This is a genomic window from Chitinophaga sp., assembly GCF_039596135.1.
Taxonomy (GTDB): Bacteria; Bacteroidota; Bacteroidia; order Chitinophagales; family Chitinophagaceae; genus Chitinophaga.
Genome location: NZ_JBCNKH010000010.1, coordinates 93,479 through 119,723 on the forward strand (window position 1 = coordinate 93,479; position 26,245 = coordinate 119,723).

The window sequence follows — 26,245 nt, forward strand, 5'->3', positions numbered from 1 at the left end:
AACAGGGTGCCAAAATTCAGTACAAGCTAAATTTTTAAATGAATGGACAAATGTACAAAAAAGCGGGGATGCCCGTTCGGGATTTCCTACCCCAAACTTTCAGTATGGGTTTTATTCTTCTTTGTAGCATGGCTGCCCAACATCAATGCACAAACGGTTGAAAAAAAGCTGGACCTCACTGTGAGCAATCAGCCACTGAAAGATGTATTTCAGTATATCCAGAAAAACAGCCGTTTTCTCGTAAACTATAGTCCTAATGACGTAGATGCCAATGTACGCGTCAGCATTAAGGTCTATGACGCCACTGCAAAGGAGATTCTCCACGCAGCCCTGGCAAACACCGGTTATGTATTCACGCAAAACGGTAATACTTTCATCGTGACCCGCAAGCCCGAGGACATCATGATCCGGGGCCGCATCACTGACGAGCGGGGCGAACCCCTCGTAGGTGTAAACGTGCGCATCAAAAGTGGCAATATCGGTACCATCTCCGGTCCTGATGGGAACTACTTCCTGAAAGTACCCGGCAATAATCCTACACTCGTATTTTCTTTTATCGGATATATCACCCGCCAGGTAGCAGTGAACGAAACGCAGCAACTGAACCTGCAAATGGCGCCGGATGCCAAAGCCCTGAATGAAGTAGTGGTAACGACGGCCCTGGGTATCAAAAGGGAAGAAAAAGCCCTCGGCTATGCCACCACCGTTGTAAAAGGCGAGCAGCTGACCAATGCCCTGTCTAACAACTGGACAGACGCCCTTTCCGGCAAAGTGGCGGGCCTCAACCTGGTTCGTTCCAACGCTGGCCCTACCGGTTCCAACAAAATCATTCTCCGTGGCGAAAACAACCTGAATGGAGACAACGAAGCCCTCATCGTGGTAGATGGTGTGGTAATCAACAATGGTAGCGGACGCCGTACAGGTATCGATGGTGAAACCCCCTATGGTACCGGTTCTGACAACATGCCGGCTGACTATGGTACCGGTTTGAACGACCTCAACTCAGAAGATATTGAATCTGTTACTATCCTGAAAGGCCCTGGTGCTGCGGCACTGTATGGTCAGCGTGGGGCAAACGGTGCAGTGATCATCACCACCAAAGCCGGTACCCCCCGCAAAAGAGGCTTAGGTGTTACCTTCAATTCCAACGAATCGCTGGAACAGGTAAACCGCTGGCCGGAATTACAATATGAATATGGACAAGGGCTGGATGGCGCCGCTTATTATTCCTACGGCGCCTCTGCAGATGGTGCCAGCACCAGCGGTACCAGCTCTGCTTACGGCCCCAAGTTCGACGGACAAATGTTCTTTCAGTACGACCCTGTTACGCAAAAGGTAGGTACTGAAAGAACCCTGTGGAGACCCTACACCAACCAGCTGCAAAAGTTCTTCCAGACCGGAAAGACCTTCACCAACAGCCTCAGTGTAGATGGTGGTACGGACAAGACCACTGCCCGCTTTTCATTTACCAACGTGAACAATGACTGGATCGTGCCTAACACTGGTTACAAACGTAACACCGTTGCAATGTCCGTCAATTCAAAGATCAGCGACAAACTGACCATCTCTTCCAAAGTAAATTATACCAATAAATCGAGTGATAACCTCCCCGGTTCCGGTTATGGTAACCAATCCCTCATGTATTGGTACATCTTCTGGCAACCCAATGCCAGCATCGACTGGTTGCGTGACTATTGGGTGAAAGGGCAGGAGGGACGTGCCATCAAGTACCCATTCAGCTCTTATCCTGAAAACCCGTTTGCAGTAGCCAATGAGTTCATCAATAAAACAAACCGTAACGGTATCACTGGCAATGTGCAGGCTACTTACAACTTCACCAAGGACCTGAGTTTACTGGTGAGAACATCCATTGACTTTGCCTACGACCAGCGTGCACAGGAGCGACCATATGATGCAGGTGCAAAACTGCCAAAAGGTAGTTACCGTACTCAAAATATCTTCTCTATGGAAGCGAGCAGCGACTTCCTGTTGAAATACAACAAGCGAATTAATGAAGATATTGAATTCTCTGCCACAGCTGGTGGAAGCACCCTGACAAATAATTATAACAAAGATGAAACCCGTGCAGATTCACTGACTTTCCCGGGTATCTTCTCTTTCTCTAATGCGGCGGGTCCGTTGGTGACCATTCCATACAAGAGTAAATATTCCATCAACAGTTTTTATGGTATGGTAACCGGTAGTTTCAGGGATTATTTATTCCTGGACCTTACAGGCAGACAGGACTGGACCAGTACCCTGGCTACACCTTATCGTACAGCCAATTCCGGTTTCTTTTATCCTGCTGCCAACCTGAGTTTTGTGGCATCAGAAGTGTTGCACATGCCTAAGGCGATCAACTTTGCCAAACTTCGCCTGTCTGCTTCCAGCGTAGGTAGTGGTGGTACATCTGCTTACCTCACGTCTTACAATTATTTATCAGCAGGTAGTTTGTACAATGGTGGTTTGTCTGCACCAGACCTGCTCACCAATCCGAACCTGAAACCGCTGCGTACCATCACTTATGAATTAGGTGCCAATGTACAATTCTTCAACAACAGGCTGGGTATAGACGTGGCAGTATATAGGGGTAATACAAAAGACCAGCACTTAAAGCGTATAGTAGACCGTGCTTCCGGCTTTACACAAATATTGATCAATGCCGGCGATGTGAGAAATGAAGGGATTGAAATAGCGCTGAATACTACACCGGTGAGTGTAAAGGATGGCTTTAGCTGGAGTTCCAACGTGGTATTCTCCGCAAACCGTAACCGTATTATGAGTCTGGCCGATAGCTCCGTAGTACTGAGAACAGGTCCTGTAGGCGGTGGCCAGATCGTAGCGAAAGTAGGGGGCAGCATGGGTGACCTGTATGGTCGTGGTTACCAGCGTGCACCAGATGGTCAGATCATTTATGATGCCACCACAGGGGTAGCGCTGCTCACAGCAGAAGTAAAATACCTGGGGAATATCTTACCCAAAGCAAAGCTGGGCTGGACCAACGATTTCAGGTACAAAGGCTTCAACCTGCACCTGCTCTTTGATGCACAGTATGGCGGTGTGGCACACTCCCTTACCCACTACAAAATGGCAGAACAGGGTAAGCTGAAAGAAACACTGCCGGGTCGTTACAACGGTATTATCGGGAATGGGGTGGTAGCTACAGAAGATGGCCAGTACCGTAAGAACGATGTGATTGCAACGGATATAGACGAGTATTACCGTTCTCACTATGGTGTAGACAATGCAGAAGGCAGCGTGTTCCGCACCGACTTTATCAAATTCAGGGAAGCCCGTATCGACTATACATTCAGTAAGGGATTAGTGAAAAGACTGGGTTTCCAGCGGGCCACAGTAGGTGTGTATGGCCGCGATCTGTTCATCTGGTCTCCATGGCCAATGTTCGATCCTGAATTCGGTACCCTCTATGGATCCGACATCCTGCAGGGCTTTGAGATCGGGCAGTTCCCGTCTACACGTACCCTTGGTTTTAATCTGGTAATTGGACTTTAATATTCGACATGATGAAGCAATTTACATACATACTTTTACTGGGTATCTTTTTGAGCTCCTGTACAAAAAACTTCCAGGAGACCAATACAAACCCAAATGGTACGCCCACTGCCTTGCCTCAGCAATTGCTGGCGCCGGCACTGGTGAATACACTTACCTACAATATGCTGCGTAACCGCAACTTCAACAATGAGCTGATGCAGGTGACTGTGAACATAAGTGATGCAGAAGGCCAGGTGTTCCGTTACGACTACCGGTCTACCTGGTCAGATTACCTGTACAATGGTCTTTATTCTGAGTTGACCAATTACAAGGATATTTATACCATCGCCAGCGACGCACTGAACTACAATAAATCTTATATGGGGATCTCCCTCATCTGTCAGTCATGGATCTATTCTATTCTCACAGATACTTATGGCGATATTCCTTACTTCCAGTCCAATCTTGCAAAGGATAGTCTTATCTATGAGCCGCGTTTTGATGCGCAGCAGGATATCTATCTCGACATCTTCAAAAAACTGGATACAGCCAATACCCTGCTGAGTGCAGGTACTGCTATCACAGCGGCCAGTGATCCGGTGTACAATGGGGATGTAGCTAAGTGGCGGAAGTTTGGCAATTCACTGTACCTGCGTTTATTATTGCGTGTATCAGCGAAGTCTGATTCAGCGATTGCAAAGATTAAAGACATTGTTGAAACCAGCAAGAGTAACTATCCTATCATGACCAGCAATGATGAATCTGCCATATTGCGCTGGACGGGGGTAGGGCCTTATTCATCACCTTACCTGAGTGTGCGTGAGCAGGATTTCCGTACACCGGGTATAGCGAGTTTCTTTATTGACAATCTCTCCCAGTGGAATGACCCGCGTATCGATATCCCGACATATGGCACTGGTGGTTTTAACCGGTGGGGAATTGCGCCTTATTCCGGTACCTACCAGGGTGTGCCAAGTGGGTATGCACCGGGTGAGAACCCTGTAAAAAAATGTTATTTCTATTCCAATACATCGGCCGTATCGCTCATGACAGAACCGATGACGGGGATGATGATGAACTATGCGGAACTGGAATTTATCCTGGCAGAAGCAGCGGCAAAAGGTTGGATCAGCGGATCGGCAGAGACCTATTATAACACAGGTGCGCTCAACAGCATTACGCAGTGGATACCTACCTGGCCAATATCCATCACCACCTGGCTGGCAGCGGCAGATATCGAATGGCTGAATGATGAAACGCTGGACCAGAAGATGGAGAAGATACATAAGCAAAAGTATTACGCACTCTTCCTGACGGATATGCAGCAATGGTTCGAATACCGTCGTACAGGGCATCCTTATCTGCCCAAGGGAGCGGGGTTGCGGAATAATGGCGTGATGCCGGCGAGAATGACTTACCCGGTGTATGTACAGTCAACCAATCCGACAAACTATAAACTGGCTGTTGCCAGCCAGGGACCAGATGAAATCAGCACACAGGTATGGTGGCAGAAACCATAACAATAAAATCATCTTACAATGAAGAAATTCTTAGTATACTTACCACTTGTATTATTTGTTTGGGGTTGTGAAAAAAGTGAGACCTATCCCGGTGGCAGAATCAGCCCTTATATTTCGATATACGATATCAGGAATCTGTATAAGTCAAAACCCGTCACGCTCAGCCAGGACAATATGCTCGGCTCTACCAGTATAGCAGCCATGGTCGTATCTGATCACAGCGGCGGCAATTTGCCTGCCGGACTGCTCATCGTGCAGGATGCGCGCCGCTTGTCAAAACTGAGAGGGATTGCGATTAACCTGGGGGATGTAGCGAATAGTTATGTACCGGGCGATTCGGTGGTGATTGATGTACAGGGTGCAGTATTGGAAAAAGTAGACGGCAGGCTGGAACTGACTGGTGTATCGGCTGCGAACATGAGAAAGATCTCTTCAGGAAATACCATTCCTATTAACCGTGTCACCACTGCAGCTATCCTGGCGAACCCCGGCGATTATGAAAGTACACTGGCGATTGTGGTAAAAGGTGGATTCGATCCTTTGCCTGCCAAGGGCGAGGTATTGGCGGGTGATAAGGTATTGAATGATGGCTTTGGAAACCTGTTGTTACGTACAGCAGATACCAGTGCATTTGCACAGGTCGCAGCCCCGGTGAGTGCCAACTTCTACGGTATTGTATTCGTGGGTGCAGATAATACGCCTGAATTCCGTATGCGTACGGCAGCAGATGTCAGCGTATTGAGTTCAGAAATTTCTATCGCGCCTGTGATCATTACCGGCTTTATGTCAGACGCCAGTGGTGCGGATGGTAACTATGAATATATACAGATGATGGCGACAAGAGATATCGACTTTGCCACCACTCCATTTGCAGTGGTAGTGACGAACAATGCGAATGCCAGCACGCCTACAGGTTATCCATCCAAGGGATGGGCCACAGGTGAGAAACGTTCTTTTAAATTCAATCTCTACTCCGGCAAAGCTGCGAAAGGTACCTTCTTCTATGTGGGTGGTATCGGTAAAAAGATCAACGGTTCTAAATCAACAGATATCAGCAGTGCTAACTGGATCCGGACATTCGACTATACGACTACAGGGGGAGATGGTTTTGGTACAGCGACGACAGGTTTGATGGCGAATAGCGGGAATGCCTTTGGTATGGCGGTGTTCCAGGATTCGGTAGTGACGGTAGACTCCAAACCGGTAGATGTGATCTGGATTTCTACAGGTGGTAGCTTATTTACAGCAGGGCCTCCTGCGAAGGGGTATCGCATTGCCAATACGGATTTTTATGACATCATTAACCCGATTACGCTGGAAGAACAGCCTTTCTACCGTCAGGGTTCCAATACTTTGGCCCTGTCGTACAATACGGCAGACCTGGGTATTTTCAATATGCTGGGTGGTGTGTACAATGTGTCGCTTGGTAAATGGGTACAGGCACGTGCACAGAACAATAAACAACTGACTACTACATCAGCGATAACCGATATTGAAGGTGAAGGCGCTACAACAATTAAATAAAACGTATGCTTAACAGAAGGAACTTTTTAAAGAACGTAGGTGTAACCGGCTCATTGTTAGCCTTGCCGGCCGCAATTGTGAATGCAAAACCTTTGCTGCGTGCTAATAATATTGACCTTTCTACCGTGAGCCTCAAAGGCAAAGTGCTGTGTGAAGGGAAAGGTGTGGCGGGCGTACCGGTGACAGATGGAATAAATATTACCCTTACTGACAAAAACGGTGCATATGAGTTGCAATCCAATGGTACGGCAGAGTTTGTGTATATCAGCGTGCCACGTGGTTATGCATTTCCGGAAGAGCGGAGTATTGCATCCTTCTATCAACCTATTCCTAAAAATAAACCATCCTTTACGGCCGATTTCAAACTGGAGAAACTGAAGGTGGATGATACAAAGCATACCTTTGTGGTTTGGGCAGATCCGCAGATGAAGTCACAGAAAGACGTGGATCAGTTGCTGAAGGAATCTGTTCCTGACCTGCAGGGAGTGATTAAGTCTTATCCAAAGGATACGCTGATACATGGTATAGGTTGTGGCGACCTGGTATGGGATGAATTTGAGTTGTACCATGGATATCGCAGGGCGGTGGAGTTGTGTGGTATTCCATTCTTTAATGTGATCGGGAACCATGATATGGATAATGAGGCAAGGACAGATGATGGTTCTGCAAATACATTCAAATCTCATTTTGGGCCTACTTATTATTCTTTCAATAGGGGTGAGGTACATTATATCGTATTGGATGATGTGTTCTTTTTAGGTGAAGCAAAAAACTATATTGGTTACATGACGGAGAACCAGCTACAATGGCTGGATCAGGACCTGGCGCAGGTAAAGCCGGGTAGTATGATTGTATTGAGTTTGCACATTCCTACTTATACAGGTCAGGCACGGAGAGATGGGAAGAAAGATGAACCGGGTGGTGGTACAGTGGCGAACAGGAAGAAGTTGTACAAGATGCTGGCGCCTTATAAAGTACATATCATGAGTGGGCATACACACTTTAATGATAACTGGGAGGAAGGTGATATGATGGAACACAATCATGGTACGGTATGTGGTGCATGGTGGACCGGGCCGATTTGTAGTGATGGTACGCCGGCAGGGTATGGTATTTATGATGTAGATGGCACGGATATCAAATGGGTGTATAAAGGAACTGGTTTGTCAAAAGAAAAACAGTTACGTATATATGAAAAGGGGCGTGTACAGGCAGCGCCTGATGAGATAGCGGTGAATGTATGGAACTGGGATCGTAAGTGGAAAGTAGAGTGGTTTGAGGATGGGGTGAGTAAGGGTGAGATGGAACGGAGAGTAGCGTTTGATCCCTGGGCGGTGGAGTTGTATTTAGGGCCGGAGTTGCCGAAGAAGCATAAGTTTGTGGAGCCGACATTGACAGATCATATGTTTTTTGCGAAGCCGTCGGCATCGGCTAAGAAGATAACAGTGAAGGCGACGGATCGGTTTGGAAATGTGTATGAGGAGATGATTTAACGCCCGCTATTGGTTGCCAGCCGGGAGTTCATGGCTTTTGCCGAAGGCGAAGGCCCTGAACTCCCGTTTTTTTATCCCATATAATGATCGTTTCATCACTAATAAAAAATTTTCTTCTGCAAATAGTCAACCTTCGGAGAAAATTCCATCCATGAAACGACTCATCCTTTTTTTGTGCCTTATTCAATCATTCGCCCATGCTCAACTGGTCTCATTCGGGCAGCAGGACAGTATCTATTCTACTATACTAAAAGAAAATCGTCCTCTCTGGATTTATACACCTACACCTATTGATGATACGGCTTATTTTCAGCGGGCAGCTTATCCTGTCATCTACCTCCTTGACGGCAATTCGCAATTTGCTTCTTTACAAACGATGATTCAGTCCCTTGCTGTTAATGAAGGTAATTCTGTATTCCCTCAAATGATCATCGTAGGTATCCTCAATACACCCGGCAACAGAACGAAGAACATGGCAGAGCAACCAGCAGACCTCACCAGTTTTTTCGAAAAAGAACTCTTCCCTTATATTGAAAAAAAATACCCGACAGCACCTTACCGTGTATTGATCGGCCATTCATTAGGAGGTTGGTATGCCACCAATACCTTATTCCATCACAAAGACTTATTCAACGCCTATATCGCCTCCGATCCTAGTATATTTTATAATAATAGTGCTATTTTAAAAGAGGCGGCGCCATTGCTGCAACAGGATTTTAGTCACAAAAATTATTTTCTTGCTATTGCACATACCCTGAATCCTGCTTTGGATACTGCTGTCGTACATGGTGATACCACCATGGGTGGGCGCCATACCAGCGCAATCCTTGACCTGACTACGCTACTGAAAAAGAATAAGAACCACCTCCGGTGGGATTATAAATACTACCCGGATGATGACCATCACTCTGTTCCATTCATCGCCATTTACGATGGATTGAGATTTATCTTCCCACACTATCGTTTTCCTACTTATCTGTACTTTGATGACAGCCCTGCAGATTCATTAAAAAATCTTGTGATCGATCATTATAAAGTATTGTCTCAGGATATGGGTTATGAGGTTCGTCCTCCCGAATGGTTTCTGAACCAGATGGGGTATTGGAATTTAATGGATAAGCGGTATGCGAAATCTGAATTGTGTTTTCAAATGAATATAGATTATCATCCTGGTAGTTATAATGTATATGATAGTATGGGAGATTTTTATAAAGAAACCAATAACCTTCCCAAAGCGATTTTAGCGTGGAAGAAGGCGTTATCTCTGCGGGAGAATGCCGGGACAAGGGGGAAGCTGGAAAAGGCGTTACATTGAACGCCTCACTTCAGGAACAGGTAAACCCGGTACCGGCTCCAATCCTTCTTTATGAATGAATAATGAAATAGAGTGTCCGGGAATATTCACCTTACTACCTGCCGGGTACTTTTCTTTATCTTCCGTTTTCCACACACTGGTATCTAATATCCGTTCCCATTCCTTTGCATATTTTTCAGGGGGCAATGTATACGCTATCGTATCCTGGTGCGCATTGAAAATAACATAGAAGGTATCATCCACCATTTTTTCTCCTTTTTCATTTACAGCTCTCAACCCTTTCCCGTTCAGGAAAATACCGATAGATTTTGCGTAATATTCCTTCCAGTGATCTTCCTGCATTTCCATTGCATCAGGTTGGAACCAGCCAATATCTTCCACGCCTTTAATCGCCAGTCCCTGAAACCATCCCGGTCTTGCAAATGAGGTATGCGATTGTCGTAACCTGATCATAGACCGTGTAAATTCCAGCAATTCCGCATCCTGTTTGGCCCAATCCAACCAGCTGATTTCATTATCCTGGCAATAAGCATTATTGTTGCCATGCTGCGTATTGCCCAGTTCATCGCCCGCCACCAGCATGGGAACCCCTTGTGAAAGAAACAGGGTCGCTATAAAATTGCGTTTTATCTGTGCGCGTATGCTATTGATACCAGGATCATCAGTTTCACCCTCGGCGCCCCAGTTGAACGACACATTATCGTTGGCCCCATCCTTATTATCCTCGCCATTTGCTTCGTTATGCTTGTCATTGTAGGTAACCAGGTCATGCAGGGTAAAACCATCATGGGCAGTAATGAAATTGATACTGGCGGTAGGCAGGCGATAATCTGCCTGGTACAGGTCCGGACTGCCGGTAAACCGGAGGGCAAACTCGGCCAGCATACTTTCATCCCCTTTCCAGTAGCCCCTGATGCAATCCCTGTATTTGCCATTCCATTCCGCCCATCCGGGGGGAAACTTACCCACCTGGTAGCCACCTTCGCCTACATCCCAGGGTTCTGCAATCAGCTTTACCTGGCTGATCACGGGGTCCTGGTAGATAATTTCGAAGAATGCACTCAGGCTGTTCACTTCATGCAGTTCCCGGGCGAGGGCAGCGGCGAGATCGAAACGAAATCCGTCAACGTGCATTTCCTGTACCCAGTAGCGCAGGCTATCCATGATCAGTCTCAATACGTTGGGCAGCTGGGCATTCAGGGTATTGCCTGTGCCGGTATAATCCATATAGTAGCGCTTATCTTCTGTAAGGCGGTAATAACTGCAATTATCTACTCCCCTGAAGCTCAGAGTGGGGCCCATATGGTTACCTTCGGCAGTATGGTTGTATACGACATCCAGGAATACTTCGATACCGGCTTTATGGAGCGCTTTGACCATTTCCTTGAATTCGGTTACCTGTTCACCCTGGATACCTTTGGAGGAATACCTGGCATCAGGCGCAAAGTACCCGATGGTATTATAGCCCCAGTAGTTAGTCAGTCCTTTTTCCACGAGGTGTCTTTCTGCCACAAAGTGGTGGACGGGCATTAATTCAATGGCAGTCACACCCAGTTGCTGCAGGTAATCGATCGTCACCGGGTGGCCGATAGCTGCATAGGTACCCCGGATTTCTTCGGGAATATCAGGGTGTGTTTGGGTAAATCCTTTTACATGCATCTCGTAGATGATGGTTTCATTGTAAGGGATTTTGGGAAATTGATCGTCTTCCCAGTCGAAAGCATCAGATACCACGACGCATTTGGGAATATATGGCGCGCTGTCTTTTTCGCTGAAACTCAGGTCTTCGTCGGGGCTTCCTATCTGGTACCCAAAGAGGGAATCGTGCCAGTTGATGGTACCGCCGATGGCTTTTGCGTAGGGGTCTAATAGTAATTTATTTACATTGAAACGGCTGCCTTCTCCGGGGTTGTAAGGGCCCGTTACGCGATAGCCGTAGAGTTGGCCGGGTTTGAGGCCGGCTACATGCACATGCCATACCTGATGAAACCGCTCAACTATTTTGATGCGTTGCGATTCTTTTGGGTCTGAGAGGCTATTAAAGAGGCAAAGTTCTACGCCTTCGGCATAATCGGCGTAGATGGCGAAGTTAACGCCATTGTCATCAGGGGTGGCACCTAATGGATATGGGCTACCTGGGGTGATGTGAGCTGGTTGACCGGAGGTCTGCATCTTGGTATTCATTAATTTCAACGGCAATTGATTCTATGGCATAAGGTGGTAAAATTCATGCCATTACAATCGTTAGTCATATAAAAACTGGCAATTACTGCAAAAAAAGGATCTTCGCCGGGTGGTGCCAAGGTATTCTTTAATGAATGGGATATGGCAGCGGGGACAGGTTTTGCGGGTATGAGCAAGCCAGTGTTGTTTCAATACAAATGCTTTTTTCCAGGCGAGGAAGTCGAAGCTGTACTGACGGGCTTCGAGTATGAGTTCTTTCTTCTTTTTAAGGGGTAATTTCCCCACTTTGCTGAGCGGGTGGAGGTGGATGCGGAATAAGACTTCATTTTTTATGATATTGCCCGAACCGGCAAAGATATCCTGGTTGAGGAGGGCATCGCAGACCAGCATGCCAGGAACCTTTTTTAGTTGTTTCATTACCTTTTTTGCGTTCCATTGGTCGCTGAGTAAGTCGATTTCCCAGTCGTAGACTTCGTCCAGTGGTTCGTCGATGATATTGACGGCGCAGGTATAGAAATTGAGTTCATCTTTTTCGAAGGAGAGGCGGAGGGTGGGGTTGGATGTTTTGCGGTCGTTGATACGATAGGTGCCGAAGAGGAGGAGGTGGATGCGGATGGTGAAGTTTTTGAAGCAGATGAGCAGGTGTTTGCCCCAGCTTTTGATGGCGGTTATTTTTTTACCTTTTAGCTGAAGCAGATTGATTTTGGCATAGCCGGAGGCTTCAAGGACTTTTTTGCCTTTGAAGTGGGAGAGGGCGTCTTTTAGAATTACGATGGAAGGGCCTTCGGGCATTTGTCAGATAAATTTTTGAAGTTTATTCAGTACCTGTTGCATATTGATTCCTTTCCCTAATAATCCTTTTAACAGGTCTCCCTTTTGGGCGATTCTCTCAGGCATGTTGAACATGTCAAAATGTTTGATGCTGAGTCCCTTTTTAACTTCTTCCCATTTAAGCGGTGCGGATACGGTGGCACCGGGTTTGGGTCTTAAAGAATAGGCCACGGCCATTGTCTGGATCTGCCTGTTCTGGAGGTAATCCAGGTAGATCTTTCCTTTTCGTTTAGCAGGTGAGCGTTCAATACTTGTAGTGTCAGGTAGTCGTTTATTGATGATCTGAACGATCAGTTCTGCGAGCATCCGGGATTGATCGAAGGTATATTTGGCACCCAGGGGAATGAGAATGTGCATGCCGGTGGAGCCGGAGGTTTTGATATATGCATCGGCGCCTGCATCATCCAGCAGTTTTTTTATTTCAAGGGCAGTTTGAATCACTTCATTGAAATCGTTGGTGTCCGGATCCAGGTCGATGAGACAGTAGTCGGGATTGTCTGGTTTTTTGATGCGGCTATGCCAGGGGTTTAGTTCTATGCAACCCAGGTTCGCCATGTAGAGAAGAGTGGCTTTGTCTTTGCAGACTAAGAAGCTTTTTGTTTCACCGTCTGATTCACTGACGTATGGAAAGGTTTCAATCCAGTCAGCAACTTTATCTTCTACATTTTTTTGATAGAAGTGGAAGCCTTTTATACCATCGGGGAACCTGTTCAGGGATTGCGGACGGTCGACGAGGTAGGGGAGGATGGTATCGGAGATGGCCGCGTAGTAGTTGAGCATGTCCCGTTTGGTGATACCTTCGTCCGGCCAGTAGATCTTGTCAAGATTGGTGAACTTGAGGAGGTGTCCGTCGATTTTTATTTCTACTTCGTTTTCGTCTTCGGGAAGGAAGCCGCTAATGGGCTTTTTTTTTGAAGTGGTTTTCATTGTCTTTGTATTTTTATCAGAGGCAGGTGCCGCCACTACTTTTTCTTTCTTCTCATTCTTCGCACTCTTGTCCTCTCTCAATCCAAGAAAAACAGGTTGTCTCAAAATGCCTTCCCTTGTTTCCTCCGCAAACTTCACTTCGCACACTAACTCAGGTTTCAGCCAGGTGGCCGGCATATTGGTTTTAGGCTTTACTTTAAAAGGAGACTTATTTGTCACCAAAGGCTGGAATTTATCATACAATTCCTTCAGTGACTTCGTATCAAATCCGCCTCCGGTATGACCTATATAATGTAATACCCCATTCTTATACTTCCCTAATATTACCGCACCGAAATGCTTTCGGCTGTTTCTGCCCGCAGTATATCCACAGATAATAGCTTCTGTTTGCAGGTTGTTTTTAATTTTCAGCCAGCTATCAGAACGGCGGCCTGGAGAATAGGTACTATCCGCATCTTTGGCCATGATACCTTCCAGCCCTTTTTTCAGTGCTGCTTTATAGAAGGCGGTGCCTTCTCCTGTGATATGTTCGCTAAACTTTATGAAGTCGTTATCCAGTGGTAATACCTGTCGTAAAATTTCTTTTCTTTCTAATAAAGACAGATCTGTAATATCGTAACCATTGTACCACAACAAATCAAAGACATAGTAAGCCAGTTGTACAGACTTCCCCGTTTTCAGGTAATTTTGTAATGCCTGGAAATCAGGATTACCTTCTGCATTCAATGCGACTATCTCTCCGTCAATCACAGCTTTTGCATTCCATTCCTGCAGGGCATCGGCAATTACATCAAATTTTTTATTGAAGGGAAGTTGATTCCTGGAGAGGATGGTTACGGTACCTTTATTTATATAGCTGATAGCCCTGTAGCCGTCCCATTTTACTTCATAGAACCAGTCTTTTTTATCAAATGGTTTTTCTGTGAGGGTTGCCAGCATGGGTTTGATTTCTTTTGGCATGGGGGCTTTTTTGCCCTTTGATAGTAGGGTGGAAAAGTCTTTTTCAGGGTGCGTGGGCGCTGCTTCAGTTGCTTCGGTTTTTGTTTTTGAATTTCTTTTAGTTGCCTTTTCCTCCCTGTTACTCTTCCAAACCTTCTCCGGCTCTTTCTCTACCTGTGCAAGTGTTCTGCCGGATAAAACAGACTTCTCTTTCTTCGTCACATCTGCCGTACCAGCATATTTATCCTTTATCTTCATCAACAGCCACGCATTCTCGCCTCTGCCATGCGTTTTCACCAGCGCAAATTCTCCTTTCAGTTTTTCTCCCTCCAAAATAAAATGCAGCTTCCCGTTTTCAATCGCATGCAGCAATTCCTTCTTCCCGCTTACCTGCGGCACATATGTTCCTTCATCCCAAACGATCACCGTGCCTGCACCATAGTTGCCCGCTGGAATCACTCCTTCAAAGTCCTTATAATCATAAGGATGATCCTCCACCATCATGGCCAGTCTTTTCACAGCCGGATCCATAGATGGCCCTTTTGGTATTGCCCAGCTTTTAAGTACCCCGTTCATTTCCAGCCTGAAATCATAATGCAGACGTGAAGCATCATGCTTTTGTACGACAAAATGCAATTCCTTATTATCACTCTTACCACCTGTTGGTTCAGGTGTTTTCGAAAAGGTTCTTTTTTGCCTGTACTTAGTTAAGCTCATAGCGTTTATTTTTTAACGGGTCATTACCGTACCTCCGTTCGGATGCAATACTTCTCCGGAGATAAAGGCCGCATCTTCTGAGGCCAGGAAAATATAGCAGGGCGCAATATCTGCAGGGTGAGCGGCATATCCGAAAAGCGAATCTTTTCCAAAATCAGTAATGTTCCTGACAGCCGAATTCCATATGGCGCCGGGGGCTACTCCATTTACCCTGATTCCCTTTTTTATAAGCTGGGAAGACAGGGCCCTGGTAAAGTCGATAATGGTCTCCTGGGTGGAAGTATTGATAATGCTGCTTCCTGCTGCCAGGTGCGGAATGGTATGATTGACCAGGTAATATTGCGGAACGATATTTTCCAATGCTGCATTATTGACAAGTATATCGATCTTTCCAAACCAGCTGATCGTTTTATCGACAGCTTGCTTACAACTATTCTCTTTTGTCACGTCGCAGAAAATCAGGAGTGCCTGTTTGCCATATTCACTGATCATGTCTGCCGTTTCCCTGGCATGACTGCCATCATCATTGAAAAGGATAGCAACTTCCGCGCCTTCTTTGGCAAACTGAACGGCAACGGCGCGGCCCAAGCCAGTGTCTCCGCCCTCTAGCAGCGCAACCTGGCCCTGAAGACGGTGGCACCCGTCTTTTGCTGTGTCGTATACAATGGACGGGAAGATATATGTTTCGGGCTCGCCTTCTGTTTCGTTATCTCCACAAGGCATTTCATGATTGTATTTTTGTGGAGTATTTTGGGTGATTGCTTCCATAACTCAGTTGTTTTAGGTTTTTTCAATAAAGTATTTTAGTTTTCAAAAAGCTGTTGTGACTGGTAGCAAATTGCTTGTTTGTCTTACAAACTTCCAGAATTATGCCATTGTGCAGAATGGCTTTATTTATAAATGTTAAATTCGCTGTTGATATGCCGATAGATTATATTTTAGAAATGATAGAGGAGCTGGGAAGAGCCCTGAGAGCGATTATAGCTCGCAAAAAGGATCAGCCTGCAAAGGCGCGGGAGGAGATTAAAGCTGCGTTTAATGGGACGAAGTTTGGGAATAAGGCGTTTTTTGATAGTTTGAGTCCAGCCGATTTGGCTGCTTTTTTGAGAGAGCAGCAGGTGGATTACAGGGCTGCGGATTATATGATTGATATACTTTTGGAGGAAGCAGAGATCAATAGGGATCAGGTATTGGAGCGATTGGCGATGAGTGAGCAGCAGGACTTTCAGCCCGAAGGTACTGTTCAGAGTGCGGAAGGTGGTTCCGAAAACCAGGATTTTCGATTAATAGTAGATAGCCCCCAGCAGCTTCAATTGCTTGCAAAGATCCAGGTGCTGATTGATTATACTTCGGAAGTGGAAGCATCCCTGAAAATCTTTTCTTTGAAAAGGGGGCAGCAAAGAGAAAGATTGAAAGGGTTATCCTGATAATATTGGCGTGGCACTATCATTGCCGTGGTAAATGCTAAAAATCAAGTATTATGAGCAAGATTATAGGCGTTATTGCAGGCAGCCTGCGTAAAGAATCATTTTCGAAGAAAATAGCCAATGGATTGCTCTCCATGGCGCCTGAAGGGGTTGAGTTTAAAATCATCCCTATTGATGAGTTGCCCATTTACAACCAGGACTTTGATGATCACCACAATGTTCCTGCTGCCTATGTTACTTTTAGAAATGCGATACAATCCCTGCATGGAGTTATTTTCGTAACGCCTGAACACAACAGGTCTATACCTGCAGTTTTAAAAAATGCGCTGGATGTAGGTTCAAGACCTTATGGCAAAAGTGTATGGAATGGTAAGCCAGCTGCAGTGTTTAGTAATTCTCCCGGTAATATAGGCGGGTTTGGCGCGAATCACCACCTGCGGCAATGCCTGGTTTTCCTTAATATTCCTGTTATGCAACAGCCCGAAGTGTATATTCAAAAATCCCACGAGTTGTTTGATGATGCGGGGAACCTGAAAGAAGGGGAGAGGAAGGAGTTTATTGCAAAGGCGGTAGGAGCTTATATTGATTGGGCTAATAAGAATGCATAGTTGGCATGTTGCTAAACATGCCAACCAGGTTACTTCTTTAATTTATCCGCCGCCGGTACCAACCTCGCCCTCAGATCTGGATCCTTCATATCCTTATCAACGGGGAACATCGGGTGTGTTATATGCTTATACCCCAACCGTTCCAGGTTCTGGTCCACACCACCCGGTGTCAGTGCCAGCAACCAATCTGCACGCATATTATACAACTCTGGTTCAAGATACCCGATCTTCACCACCACAATATCCGCCTTACGTGGATTTAATCCCAAACGTGTAAAATCCTTTTCTTTATGATAAGGCTTCCGCTTCTGTGTCACAATTACATGCACACTCCCCACCTTCACCACTACCTCTACCAGGGCATCCTTATCACCATATTCAATTGACTCAATCGTACCAGAGAGCTTTACAGGACCTGCAAAACGCGCATCTACCTTTGCACCTGCGGCTGCTTCTATATGCTTCCCAACTCCGAGCTCAATGGCTTTCTTTACAAGGTCAGGGCCCGGAATACTTGCATAAATCAACGTTGGTCCATTTTCTGATTTAAATTCCGGACGTGCCAGTATCTGTGTCAATGTCCACGTCACATCGCCCGCACCACCCGCAGTTGGGTTATCACCTGAGTCACTGATATAGAAAGGATGTTTGTCGCTCTTTACAGCCGCATCCAGTGCTTCCTGCAAGGTAGCAGTCGGTGCCACAAATGCAAATTGTTTTCGCACATCCCAGAAACTATGCGCCAGTTTCTCTGCTGCTGTGGTTACATTTTCCTTGTCGTCGCCAGTCACCATTACTACGGCATGGTTGCGGGGCTCATCTGCCCATGCATACCCAATCCAGATGGCTGCATCAATCACCCCGGGCAGCCTGGAAGCCGGATCTACCTGTGCATATAAACTCTTGCCGGGTTCTATACGGGTAGATGTCTTTTCGCCCGGCAGTAAGATGGGTACAGGAATCCATGCTTTGTAAGCAGGTTTGCCTTTGCCGCTTTTGAGGCGATCTACCAGGTTGCGAACAGCTCTTTCTTTTGTATCCAGCGCATCTTCATGTGGGGCCATGCGGTAACAGGTAATGAGGTCGGTGTTCTCAGCCAGTCTCCAGCTCACATTCCCATGCAAATCCATAGATGTACTGATCAGGGTTTTAGTGCCTACTACCTTACGGATACGTACAATAAAATCGCCTTCCGGATCTTCCATTCCCACCACACTCATTGCCCCATGTATGTCGAAATACAAACCATCATAGGGGAGGTGTTGCTTTAATGAATCCAGTGTTTTTTTTACCAGCGATTCATAAGCTTCTTTGGTCACGGCACCACCCGGCAATGCATGGCCGGTGATAGTCGGGAACCATACCGCTGCTTTACGCAGGGGTGAGTCTGCAGACATAAACGGATAAGTTTTGAATACTTCATCGCCATACTGCGCCTTGAAAGCGGCTTCGTCCGACGTGGCAGGAGAGAATGTGCTGGACTCAATAGCGAGACCGGCGATGGCTATACGGGGCAGTTTTTGCTGTGCCACGGCGCCACCCAACAGGCAGTAACCTGCCATTAGAAAAAACACACGTTTCATAAGTATTCACTTTGATTCCCTGAAAAGTAATCAAAAATTTGTGGGAATGGTAGCTGATTTTAGACAGCCAGTTCATATAAATCGGCATACCGCTTTATTAACAGGTTGATAAACCGCTTCAGGTATACCTCATGCAGGAAAGTATTTGACCAGTCCTCATACCGCTGACACTGGATGCCAAGGTAGAAGAAATACATACTTATACCCAGGGCCGGTAGCAATGCTTTTTCTTCTTCCGAAATGGGCATTACGGAAGTATATCCCTCCAGGAAGGCTGCCACCTTTTCTTTACACACCTCCATATTTTCCTTTTCCGTGCTATGCACCTGCAGGATGTAATAAGCCAGATCGTAACACAACATGCCATTTCCACAAAAATCAAAGTCAAAAATTGTGAACGCTTCGTTATTAATATTCATGTTGTCAAACCACAGGTCCATATGTACTACGCCATGTCGTACTTTGCTATGATCGATGGTGGCATACAACTTCAATAGGTAGTCCTGTGCCTGCTGCATCCACTGCATCTCTGCTGTTTCCAATGGCAGGTAGCCTTTCAGTCTTTCGAAAGAATCGACCACCATTACAGAAGGGGTATATTCCACCCTGTTCAGTTTGAAATTTTCTGTTACCTGGTGGAGGCGGGCCACTGTGACGCCCATCTTGTAATGCAGTGCTGTGGGGTATTGTAGAACCTTTTCTCCATGGGCGTAGGAGAACATAACACCGTAGCGTAACCCTTCAGGTGCATGCAACAGCTGCAAATAGTCGTTGTCAAAATCTTCGATAGGGTAAGATACCGGCATTTCGTGGGCGCGCAATAAATTTAACAGCCGGATTTCTTCTGTAATATCCTGTTTCGTACGCCAGTTGATGCAGTACACCCTGAAGATGTACTTATTGTCACCATCGGTCACGAGGTAACTGTGATTGACGCCTGCTTTCAGCAACCTGCAGGTTGTATCACGACTCAGATTATACTTGACCTGAAATAAAGGGACCAGGTATGGGGCCGACAAAATGGAACTAACTACCGGTAAATGTGTCATGGTATAAATATAAATGGGTTTAAATGGGGCCAGTAAAAGTATATAAAAATCACGTATTTTAGCGCCCTACACAAAACAAATAACATGACTTCCAAAATACCGGTAACCATCATTACGGGGTTCTTAGGCTCCGGAAAGACCACGTTGATCCGCAACCTGATTCAAAATGCCAATGGCCGTCGTCTTGCAGTGATCGTGAATGAATTTGGTGAAATGGGCATAGATGGAGAGTTGATTAAATCGTGCTGCTCCAACGAAGAAGATGTGCTGGAACTGAACAATGGTTGCCTGTGCTGTACGGTACAGGAAGAATTTCTGCCAGTGATGTTGCAACTGATGGAAAGAAGAGATACCATCGATCATATCATCATCGAAACTTCTGGTCTTGCACTGCCTAAGCCACTGCTGCATGCATTCAACTGGCCTGACCTGAAATCCCGGATCACTGTGGATGCGGTGGTGACTGTTGTAGACCTGGTAGGGCAGGCAACCGGCGAGATATGTGACCGTGAACGTGTACAGGCACAGCGCCTGGCCGATGACTCCCTCGATCATGAAACACCGATCGAGGAACTTTTTGAAGACCAGCTCTCCTGTGCAGACCTCGTTGTGCTAACTAAGAAGGACCTGCTGGAAGAATTACAGTTCGAAACCGTAACTGGCATTATCAGCAGCAAACTTCGTCCTAATGTGAAGATGGTGACGGCCAACAATGGCGATGTGCCTGCAGAAGTACTGCTGGGTGTAAATGCAGCTGCCGAAAATGACCTGGAAAGCCGTCACTCCCACCATGAGGAAGATCATGCCAATGGACTGGATCACCACCACGATGACGATATAGACTCTATCGTAGTCACAGTAACGGCACCGCATACCCCGGAATCGCTTGTAGCCGCACTGAAAGAAATGGTAGCAGAGCATGAGATATACCGTATCAAAGGCTTTATCGATATTCCTGCCAAACCTATGCGTATGGTATTGCAAGGTGTATCTCACCGTTTCGACCATTACTTTGACCGTAAATGGAAAGATGGTGAAACCCGCAAAACCAGCCTGGTATTCATCGGCGATGAACTGATAGATAAAGACCTGTCTGCACTGTTACACGAAAAGTTAAACTAATATGCACCTGATCCCAACAATCCCCGGTGGGTGGAATCCCAACGGGGATGGGGTCTTCCACATACAGCAATCTGCAGGAGACGTTGTATTCCTCTCTGCTGCCGATACGGAGATCCATTCACTGAACAATGCTTACCGGGAACTGCACTCCGCTCACCCACAGCTGCCCTCCCTGCGAATTGCCAACCTGGTATACCTGAAGCAGGAACTGACTATCGATAAATATGTAGAGGAAGTGATCAGCCATGCAAAGCTGGTGATCTGCCGGTTGCTGGGCGGCAGGAATTACTATCCTTATTTATTCGAAGCGATTAGCATTGCCTGTGAACAGAACAATATCCCCGTACTCTTTCTGCCGGGTTATGATGCGCCCGATGTAGAATTGCTGAATAGCTCTACAGTAGATGTGACCATTGCAGATACCCTATGGAAATACTGCTGTGCCGGCGGTAAGCACAACCTGAAGAATGGATTGGCTTATATATTTCATCATTGCTTTAAAGCAGAATTAACATTCGCGCCCCCGCAAAAAATTGCTGACCTGTTTTTATTTCATCCGGAACAGGGCATGCTTTCTTCCTTCACAGCAGATGTAGCTATCCTTGTTTACCAAACGCATTACCTGGCAGATAACCTGGCGCCGGTATATTACCTGGTGCAGGCACTGGAAAAGCAACAGTTAAAACCGGTCATCGTCTTTGTCAGCAATCTCCGCGATCAGCATAGTCTCCTTGAACTGGAATCCTTATTAAAAGGAAAAGTAAAAGTGCTCATCAATACCACCAGCTTTTCTATCAAGTCCATGGATAAGGACGAAAGTTTCTTATTTGATAATCTCGATATACCCGTGATACAGGCCATCTTTGCTGCCTGCACAAAAGAGGTATGGGAGCAAAATCTATTTGGTCTTACACCGGTAGATGTGGCAATGAATATTGCATTGCCGGAGATAGACGGGCGGATCATTACTACGGCTATTTCATTTAAATCTTCTGTAGGAAAAGATGCGCTGACGGATTCAGATATTTTGCAATATAGTACGCATGAAGCAGGGTGTGACTTTGTGGTTGCCTTTGCAAATAACTGGATACAGCTTGGGCGGAAAAAGCAAAAAGATAAGCACATCGCACTCATCATGCCGAACTATCCTAACAAGGATAGCCGGCTGGCAAATGGGGTAGGGCTGGATACGCCTGCGAGTATTGTGGAAATCCTGCAGGCGTTGAAAACAGCCGGTTATGATACAGGTGATTACATTCCAGCTACCAGCGAGGAATTAATTACACTGATTACGCATTATGTTACGAACGATATAGATACTACACTTTATCGTCCTTACCAGATTAGTATAGAGAAAGATACATTTCAACAATATTTCGAACGGTTAGCACCTGCGTTAAAAGAAAAGGTCCTGGAACAATGGGGGCCTTCGCAGGAAGAAGACTTTATTATTCCTGGCTGTCTGCTTGGTAATATCTTCGTGAGCATACAGCCTGCCCGTGGCTATAACCAGGATGAAAAAGCGATCTATCACTCCCCTGATTTACCACCTACTTACAGGTACCTCGCTTATTACTGTTGGGTGAATGAGGTGTTCAGGGCCGATGCCCTGATTCACTGTGGTAAGCATGGCAACCTGGAATGGTTGCCGGGTAAGAGTGTTGCTTTGAGTAAGGAGAGCTGTTTCCCTGCTGTGTTATTAAATCCTGTTCCGCATTTCTACCCGTTTATCGTGAACGATCCGGGAGAAGGTACGCAGGCCAAGCGCCGGACGCATGCCATCATCATCGACCACCTCATTCCACCTATGACAAGGGCGGAGAACTATGGTACGCTTACGAAACTGGAACACCTGATCGATGAATATTACGAGGCTTTTAGTGTGGATCCGAAGCGTACAGCAGTGATCCGTGCGCAAATTACACAACTTGTAAAGGAGGCGAACCTGGAAACAGATCTGCAGGTGGCTGTTACCGATATTGATACTTTGCTTTTAAAACTGGATGGTTATCTGTGCGAACTAAAGGAAGCGCAGATCCGGGATGGGTTGCACATTTTAGGGAAAGCGCCGGAAGATGAGCAGCTCATTGATTTGCTGATTGCGTTGCATCGCGTACCCGTTGCAGGCCAGAAGGGAATTACACAGGTGCCTGCAGAGGAGCTTAATTTACAATTTGATCCTTTGGCAGGGGATTATGAAACGCCATTTGAAAGTGTGCATCCGTTGTTTAGGTATTGTCGCAATAATGGGGATGCGGTGGTGGTGCTGGAAGGAATTGTGAAAGATATACTGAAAGGAATTGATATAGATCTACCAGCCACAAAAGCCTATTGTCAACATATCCTTACCCACACCTTGCCAAAAATTGAAAGTACCACACAGGAAATAACGAACCTGCTGCATGGCTTAAATGCAGGGTATGTACCCAGTGGTAGCTCCGGTGCACCCACCCGTGGTCGCATGGATGTATTACCTACAGGAAGAAATTTCTATTCTGTAGATGTACGTGCTATCCCCACGCAGGCGGCTTACAGCCTGGGTGTAAAAAGTGCGAACCTCATCATCGATCGTTACATGCAGGAGCAGGGGGATTATCCGGAATCCATTGGCTTGTCTGTATGGGGTACCAGTACTATGCGTACCGGTGGAGACGATATTGCCCAGGCACTGGCCCTCATGGGGGTACAACCCGTATGGCAGGCCGCCAATAGGAGAGTGGCTGACTTTGAAATTATTCCCCTTATTCAACTGAGGCGGCCCCGTATCGATGTCATGCTCCGCATTTCCGGGTTTTTCCGGGATGCATTTCCGGATGTCATTTCTTTACTGAATGCTGTGGTAGAGAAGGTTGCTATGCTGGATGAACCAGTGGAGCAAAACCCTATCCGCAAGCGCTATCTTGCAGAAAAACAGGAATGGATCAATAAAGGACTGGATGAAACCAAAGCCCACAAAAGATCTCTCTTCCGGGTATTCGGTGCCAAGCCAGGTGCTTATGGTGCCGGGCTACAGGCTGTGATAGATGAAAAAAACTGGCAAACCCGGGAAGACCTCGCTAAGATTTATATCAACTGGAGTGGTTATGCTTATGGTGCTGACCGGACAGGTGAATCTGCTCATGAGGTATTTGAAAAACGCTTATCCGACCTGCAGATTGTGATGCATAACCAGGATAACAGGGAACATGATATTCTCGACTCGGATGATTATTACCAGTTCCAGGGGGGATTAGCGAATGCAGTGGAAACGATAAAAGGAGAGCAGCCGTCTATTTATTTTGGAGACCATGCCCGGCCGGAGACGCCGCGCGTCAAGAGCTTGAAAGAAGAGTTGCTGAAAGTATACCGTTCAAGAGTTGTGAATCCGAAATGGATGGCCGGTGTGAAGCGTCATGGCTATAAAGGGGCTTTTGAAATGGCGGCTACTATGGATTATCTTTTTGCTTATGATGCTACTACCAACCTGGTAGATGACTTTATGTATGAAGGGATCACCCAGGAGTACCTGTTCAATGAAGACAATCGTCAGTTCATAGAACAGGCAAACCCATGGGCATTAAAAGATATGACAGAACGTATGCTGGAAGCTATTCAACGTGGAATGTGGCAATCGCCTAAACCAGAAACGCTGGAAAAGCTGCAAAACATGTTTGTAGATATGGAGTAAATCATTCCGGCTGTTTCTTTCTCTTGTAAAGAAACAGCTGCCATTTCTCTTCTGCCACACCTGCTTTATCCATTTCCGCTCTTGCGAGAATAAAGAATAAATCAGACAGCCTGTTGATGTACGCTGGAATATAATCTTCAATAGTATCTACTTTCATCAGTGACACCAGTCTTCTTTCACCTCTTCTCAATTGGGTTCTCACCACATGGCACAAAGCAGAGATCTCATTGCCACCTGGCAGCAAGAAGTAATCGGACTTAGATGTCATGGCAGCTTCCAGTTCGTCAATCCATTCTTCACAAAAGGCGGCCCCATCTTCCGGCTTTGGATTCGGATTTTCCTTTTTACAATCAGAAGGACGTGCCAGATGCGACATCATGTCCATCATGTCTTTCTGAATTTTATGTAAGCGTGGCTGCCATGCATGTTCTGGTCCAAGCCTGGCCCGCAACAGGCCGATCGTGGAATTTACTTCATCCAGTGTACCATAGCTTTCTACCCTTACGTCGTCTTTATCTACACGACTTCCGCCGAATAAGGCAGTGGTACCCCGATCTCCTTTTTTTGTATAGATTTTCATAATAAGTTGAATGTATAAATTCCTCCGTAATTAATTTTCTCTGCCATAATTTCGTTCAGTGGCCTGCCTTCCAGCAGATGTCTGGCGGCACGGATAATGCCGGCATGGGTGACAATAACTATACGATCTGATAATGGCAATTCTTTCAAAAATGCTGCTAGTCTTTGTACCAACTGCTGTAGTGATTCGCCTCCCGGTGGGCCTGTCGTTATATAATTGGCGCCCCAATGATCCATTACGCTGCGATCAATTGCATCCCACGAAATTCCTTCCCACTCACCAAAATTCAGTTCCTTCAGTCGCTCATCTGGAATAAAGTTTTCTGAGAGCTTTTGAGCTAATAACTTGCATCTTTGCAAGGGACTGGTATATACCGCATTTACAGCACCCACCTTTAATGCTATTTCCTGGTGCACCGCTTCATAGCCGGCCTGTAGTGGCACATCCAATTGTCCATAGCAAATTCCTGTTTTGATGGAAGGTTGCACATGCCTTACAAAGTATAATTCCATATCGCGAGTAAACACAGGTAAAAAATAAGCTCATTCAATTGTTGCGTAGCGCCCAGGCAATCTCCTGTATATCCATCTATCCACTTCTGAAAATACCATCCTAAATACAATGTGAGCGTTGCACAAGGTATTACACTGATCCAGGCTGCTTCCACCCCTAATATGGCCAATGGTATAAACCCGGTAATTACGGCAAATACCAATGCTCCTATGCTGACCGGGGTGATCACAGCGCCAACCTTGCTACTTCCGTCTACTCTCGCATACTCCAAAAATCGCATTAAAAACAGCGGTGTCACCCGGCTGATGGTATGGCCACATACATAAATTAAAAAGAACTGATCCGGCAGCAAAATTCCCAACTTCGCCAGCACAAATATTTTTAATCCGATACTACATACCAGCGCCATCACCCCAAAAGCTCCTGTACGGGGATCCTTCATAATTTCCAGGATTTTCTCCTTCGTCCATCCGCCCCCAAAGCCATCCGCCACATCTGCCAGTCCGTCTTCATGAAAGCCACCTGTCATCAGCAGTGTGGCCACGATCGAGAGCACGGCTGCCACGTACGGATCTTTGAATAGCAAATGGCCCAGATAATATACCGTGGCACCAGTTGCACCTACCAGTATTCCTATCAGTGGCAAATACCTGGCGGCACTTTGTAACCCGACACTGATGTTATTTCCCGCCGGCAGACGGGTAAAAAACATCAAAGCGGCCCTGAAGTACAGGATCTCCCTTTTGATCAT

18 protein-coding genes are annotated in these 26,245 nt (G+C 46.2%); 9 read left to right on the forward strand and 9 right to left on the reverse strand.

What is annotated here, in order from left to right; all coding sequences use genetic code 11:
- Positions 1-42 precede the first annotated feature (42 nt).
- From ABDW16_RS09585 to ABDW16_RS09605, 5 genes are all read left to right on the forward strand, one after another.
- Positions 43-3,513 (forward strand): SusC/RagA family TonB-linked outer membrane protein, encoded by a 3,471-nt coding sequence (locus ABDW16_RS09585; protein WP_343669319.1) that lies wholly within the window; start codon positions 43-45, stop codon positions 3,511-3,513.
- Between the two features lie 8 nt (positions 3,514-3,521).
- Entirely contained in the window at positions 3,522-5,015 is a 1,494-nt protein-coding gene (locus ABDW16_RS09590) for a SusD/RagB family nutrient-binding outer membrane lipoprotein (RefSeq protein ID WP_343669321.1), read from the forward strand.
- A gap of 18 nt (positions 5,016-5,033) precedes the next feature.
- Complete coding sequence (locus ABDW16_RS09595) at positions 5,034-6,539, forward strand: DUF5689 domain-containing protein (RefSeq protein ID WP_343669322.1); 1,506 nt, start codon at positions 5,034-5,036, stop codon at positions 6,537-6,539.
- 5 nt (positions 6,540-6,544) lie between these two features.
- Positions 6,545-8,032, forward strand: coding sequence for a calcineurin-like phosphoesterase family protein (locus tag ABDW16_RS09600; RefSeq protein WP_343669323.1), 1,488 nt, complete (start codon positions 6,545-6,547; stop codon positions 8,030-8,032).
- 151 nt (positions 8,033-8,183) lie between these two features.
- Positions 8,184-9,347 carry an alpha/beta hydrolase-fold protein gene (locus ABDW16_RS09605; protein WP_343669324.1) on the forward strand — a complete coding sequence of 388 codons (1,164 nt, stop codon included), beginning with the start codon at positions 8,184-8,186 and terminating at the stop codon, positions 9,345-9,347.
- Here the strand turns inward: ABDW16_RS09605 and glgX are convergent.
- Genes glgX through ABDW16_RS09625 form a run of 4 tightly spaced genes read right to left on the reverse strand, consistent with a single transcriptional unit; the run spans position 9,339 to position 15,713 of the window.
- Positions 9,339-11,531: a glycogen debranching protein GlgX gene (glgX, locus tag ABDW16_RS09610; protein WP_343669325.1), complete on the reverse strand. Its 2,193-nt coding sequence runs from the start codon at positions 11,529-11,531 to the stop codon at positions 9,339-9,341. The two genes, ABDW16_RS09605 and glgX, sit on opposite strands and share 9 nt — an antisense overlap.
- Positions 11,532-11,591: 60 nt before the next feature.
- Positions 11,592-12,323 (reverse strand): DNA-formamidopyrimidine glycosylase family protein, encoded by a 732-nt coding sequence (locus ABDW16_RS09615; protein ID WP_343669327.1) that lies wholly within the window; start codon positions 12,321-12,323, stop codon positions 11,592-11,594.
- Positions 12,324-12,326: 3 nt separating this feature from the next.
- Entirely contained in the window at positions 12,327-14,945 is a 2,619-nt protein-coding gene (gene ligD / locus ABDW16_RS09620) for a DNA ligase D (RefSeq protein WP_343669328.1), read from the reverse strand.
- Between the two features lie 12 nt (positions 14,946-14,957).
- Positions 14,958-15,713, reverse strand: a complete 756-nt coding sequence (locus ABDW16_RS09625) for an SDR family oxidoreductase (RefSeq protein WP_343669329.1) — start codon at positions 15,711-15,713, stop codon at positions 14,958-14,960.
- 152 nt (positions 15,714-15,865) lie between these two features.
- On the opposite strand from ABDW16_RS09625, the gene ABDW16_RS09630 reads away from it, so the two are divergent.
- Together ABDW16_RS09630 and ABDW16_RS09635 are read left to right on the forward strand one after the other, a co-directional pair.
- Positions 15,866-16,372, forward strand: a complete 507-nt coding sequence (locus ABDW16_RS09630; protein ID WP_343669331.1) for a hypothetical protein — start codon at positions 15,866-15,868, stop codon at positions 16,370-16,372.
- A gap of 53 nt (positions 16,373-16,425) precedes the next feature.
- A complete protein-coding gene (locus tag ABDW16_RS09635) occupies positions 16,426-16,980 on the forward strand; it encodes an NAD(P)H-dependent oxidoreductase (protein ID WP_343669332.1) in 555 nt (184 codons plus the stop codon).
- A gap of 29 nt (positions 16,981-17,009) precedes the next feature.
- On the opposite strand, the gene ABDW16_RS09640 is transcribed toward ABDW16_RS09635, so the two are convergent.
- Positions 17,010-18,563, reverse strand: coding sequence for a M81 family metallopeptidase (locus tag ABDW16_RS09640; protein ID WP_343669333.1), 1,554 nt, complete (start codon positions 18,561-18,563; stop codon positions 17,010-17,012).
- A 59-nt stretch (positions 18,564-18,622) separates the two neighbouring features.
- A complete protein-coding gene (locus tag ABDW16_RS09645; RefSeq protein ID WP_343669334.1) occupies positions 18,623-19,612 on the reverse strand; it encodes a phosphotransferase in 990 nt (329 codons plus the stop codon).
- An 84-nt stretch (positions 19,613-19,696) separates the two neighbouring features.
- Here ABDW16_RS09645 and cobW point away from each other — a divergent pair, with 84 nt between their 5' ends.
- Both cobW and cobN read left to right on the forward strand, forming a co-directional pair.
- Positions 19,697-20,734 (forward strand): cobalamin biosynthesis protein CobW, encoded by a 1,038-nt coding sequence (gene cobW, locus ABDW16_RS09650; protein ID WP_343669336.1) that lies wholly within the window; start codon positions 19,697-19,699, stop codon positions 20,732-20,734.
- Between the two features lies 1 nt (position 20,735).
- Positions 20,736-24,401: a cobaltochelatase subunit CobN gene (gene cobN, locus ABDW16_RS09655; RefSeq protein WP_343669337.1), complete on the forward strand. Its 3,666-nt coding sequence runs from the start codon at positions 20,736-20,738 to the stop codon at positions 24,399-24,401.
- A gap of 1 nt (position 24,402) precedes the next feature.
- Here cobN and ABDW16_RS09660 read toward each other — a convergent pair whose 3' ends face one another.
- From ABDW16_RS09660 to ABDW16_RS09670, 3 genes are read right to left on the reverse strand one after another with little or no spacing between them, the layout of a single operon-like run.
- The gene (locus ABDW16_RS09660) at positions 24,403-24,981 is read right to left on the reverse strand and encodes a cob(I)yrinic acid a,c-diamide adenosyltransferase (protein WP_343669338.1); all 579 of its coding nucleotides are present in this window, start codon (positions 24,979-24,981) and stop codon (positions 24,403-24,405) included.
- Positions 24,978-25,493, reverse strand: coding sequence for an alpha-ribazole phosphatase family protein (gene cobC, locus ABDW16_RS09665; protein WP_343669339.1), 516 nt, complete (start codon positions 25,491-25,493; stop codon positions 24,978-24,980). The genes ABDW16_RS09660 and cobC overlap by 4 nt, the downstream gene beginning before the upstream one ends.
- Complete coding sequence (locus tag ABDW16_RS09670) at positions 25,475-26,245, reverse strand: adenosylcobinamide-GDP ribazoletransferase (RefSeq protein WP_343669341.1); 771 nt, start codon at positions 26,243-26,245, stop codon at positions 25,475-25,477. The genes cobC and ABDW16_RS09670 overlap by 19 nt, the downstream gene beginning before the upstream one ends.

Coding starts and splice junctions, on each gene's coding strand:
- ABDW16_RS09585 (WP_343669319.1), top strand. CDS start 43: ATGGACAAATGTACAAAAAAGCGGGGATGCCCGTTCGGGATTTCCTAC.
- ABDW16_RS09590 (WP_343669321.1), top strand. CDS start 3,522: ATGATGAAGCAATTTACATACATACTTTTACTGGGTATCTTTTTGAGC.
- ABDW16_RS09595 (WP_343669322.1), top strand. CDS start 5,034: ATGAAGAAATTCTTAGTATACTTACCACTTGTATTATTTGTTTGGGGT.
- ABDW16_RS09600 (WP_343669323.1), top strand. CDS start 6,545: ATGCTTAACAGAAGGAACTTTTTAAAGAACGTAGGTGTAACCGGCTCA.
- ABDW16_RS09605 (WP_343669324.1), top strand. CDS start 8,184: ATGAAACGACTCATCCTTTTTTTGTGCCTTATTCAATCATTCGCCCAT.
- glgX (WP_343669325.1), bottom strand. CDS start 11,531: ATGAATACCAAGATGCAGACCTCCGGTCAACCAGCTCACATCACCCCA.
- ABDW16_RS09615 (WP_343669327.1), bottom strand. CDS start 12,323: ATGCCCGAAGGCCCTTCCATCGTAATTCTAAAAGACGCCCTCTCCCAC.
- ligD (WP_343669328.1), bottom strand. CDS start 14,945: ATGAGCTTAACTAAGTACAGGCAAAAAAGAACCTTTTCGAAAACACCT.
- ABDW16_RS09625 (WP_343669329.1), bottom strand. CDS start 15,713: ATGGAAGCAATCACCCAAAATACTCCACAAAAATACAATCATGAAATG.
- ABDW16_RS09630 (WP_343669331.1), top strand. CDS start 15,866: ATGCCGATAGATTATATTTTAGAAATGATAGAGGAGCTGGGAAGAGCC.
- ABDW16_RS09635 (WP_343669332.1), top strand. CDS start 16,426: ATGAGCAAGATTATAGGCGTTATTGCAGGCAGCCTGCGTAAAGAATCA.
- ABDW16_RS09640 (WP_343669333.1), bottom strand. CDS start 18,563: ATGAAACGTGTGTTTTTTCTAATGGCAGGTTACTGCCTGTTGGGTGGC.
- ABDW16_RS09645 (WP_343669334.1), bottom strand. CDS start 19,612: ATGACACATTTACCGGTAGTTAGTTCCATTTTGTCGGCCCCATACCTG.
- cobW (WP_343669336.1), top strand. CDS start 19,697: ATGACTTCCAAAATACCGGTAACCATCATTACGGGGTTCTTAGGCTCC.
- cobN (WP_343669337.1), top strand. CDS start 20,736: ATGCACCTGATCCCAACAATCCCCGGTGGGTGGAATCCCAACGGGGAT.
- ABDW16_RS09660 (WP_343669338.1), bottom strand. CDS start 24,981: ATGAAAATCTATACAAAAAAAGGAGATCGGGGTACCACTGCCTTATTC.
- cobC (WP_343669339.1), bottom strand. CDS start 25,493: ATGGAATTATACTTTGTAAGGCATGTGCAACCTTCCATCAAAACAGGA.
- ABDW16_RS09670 (WP_343669341.1), bottom strand. CDS start 26,245: ATGATCAAAAGGGAGATCCTGTACTTCAGGGCCGCTTTGATGTTTTTT.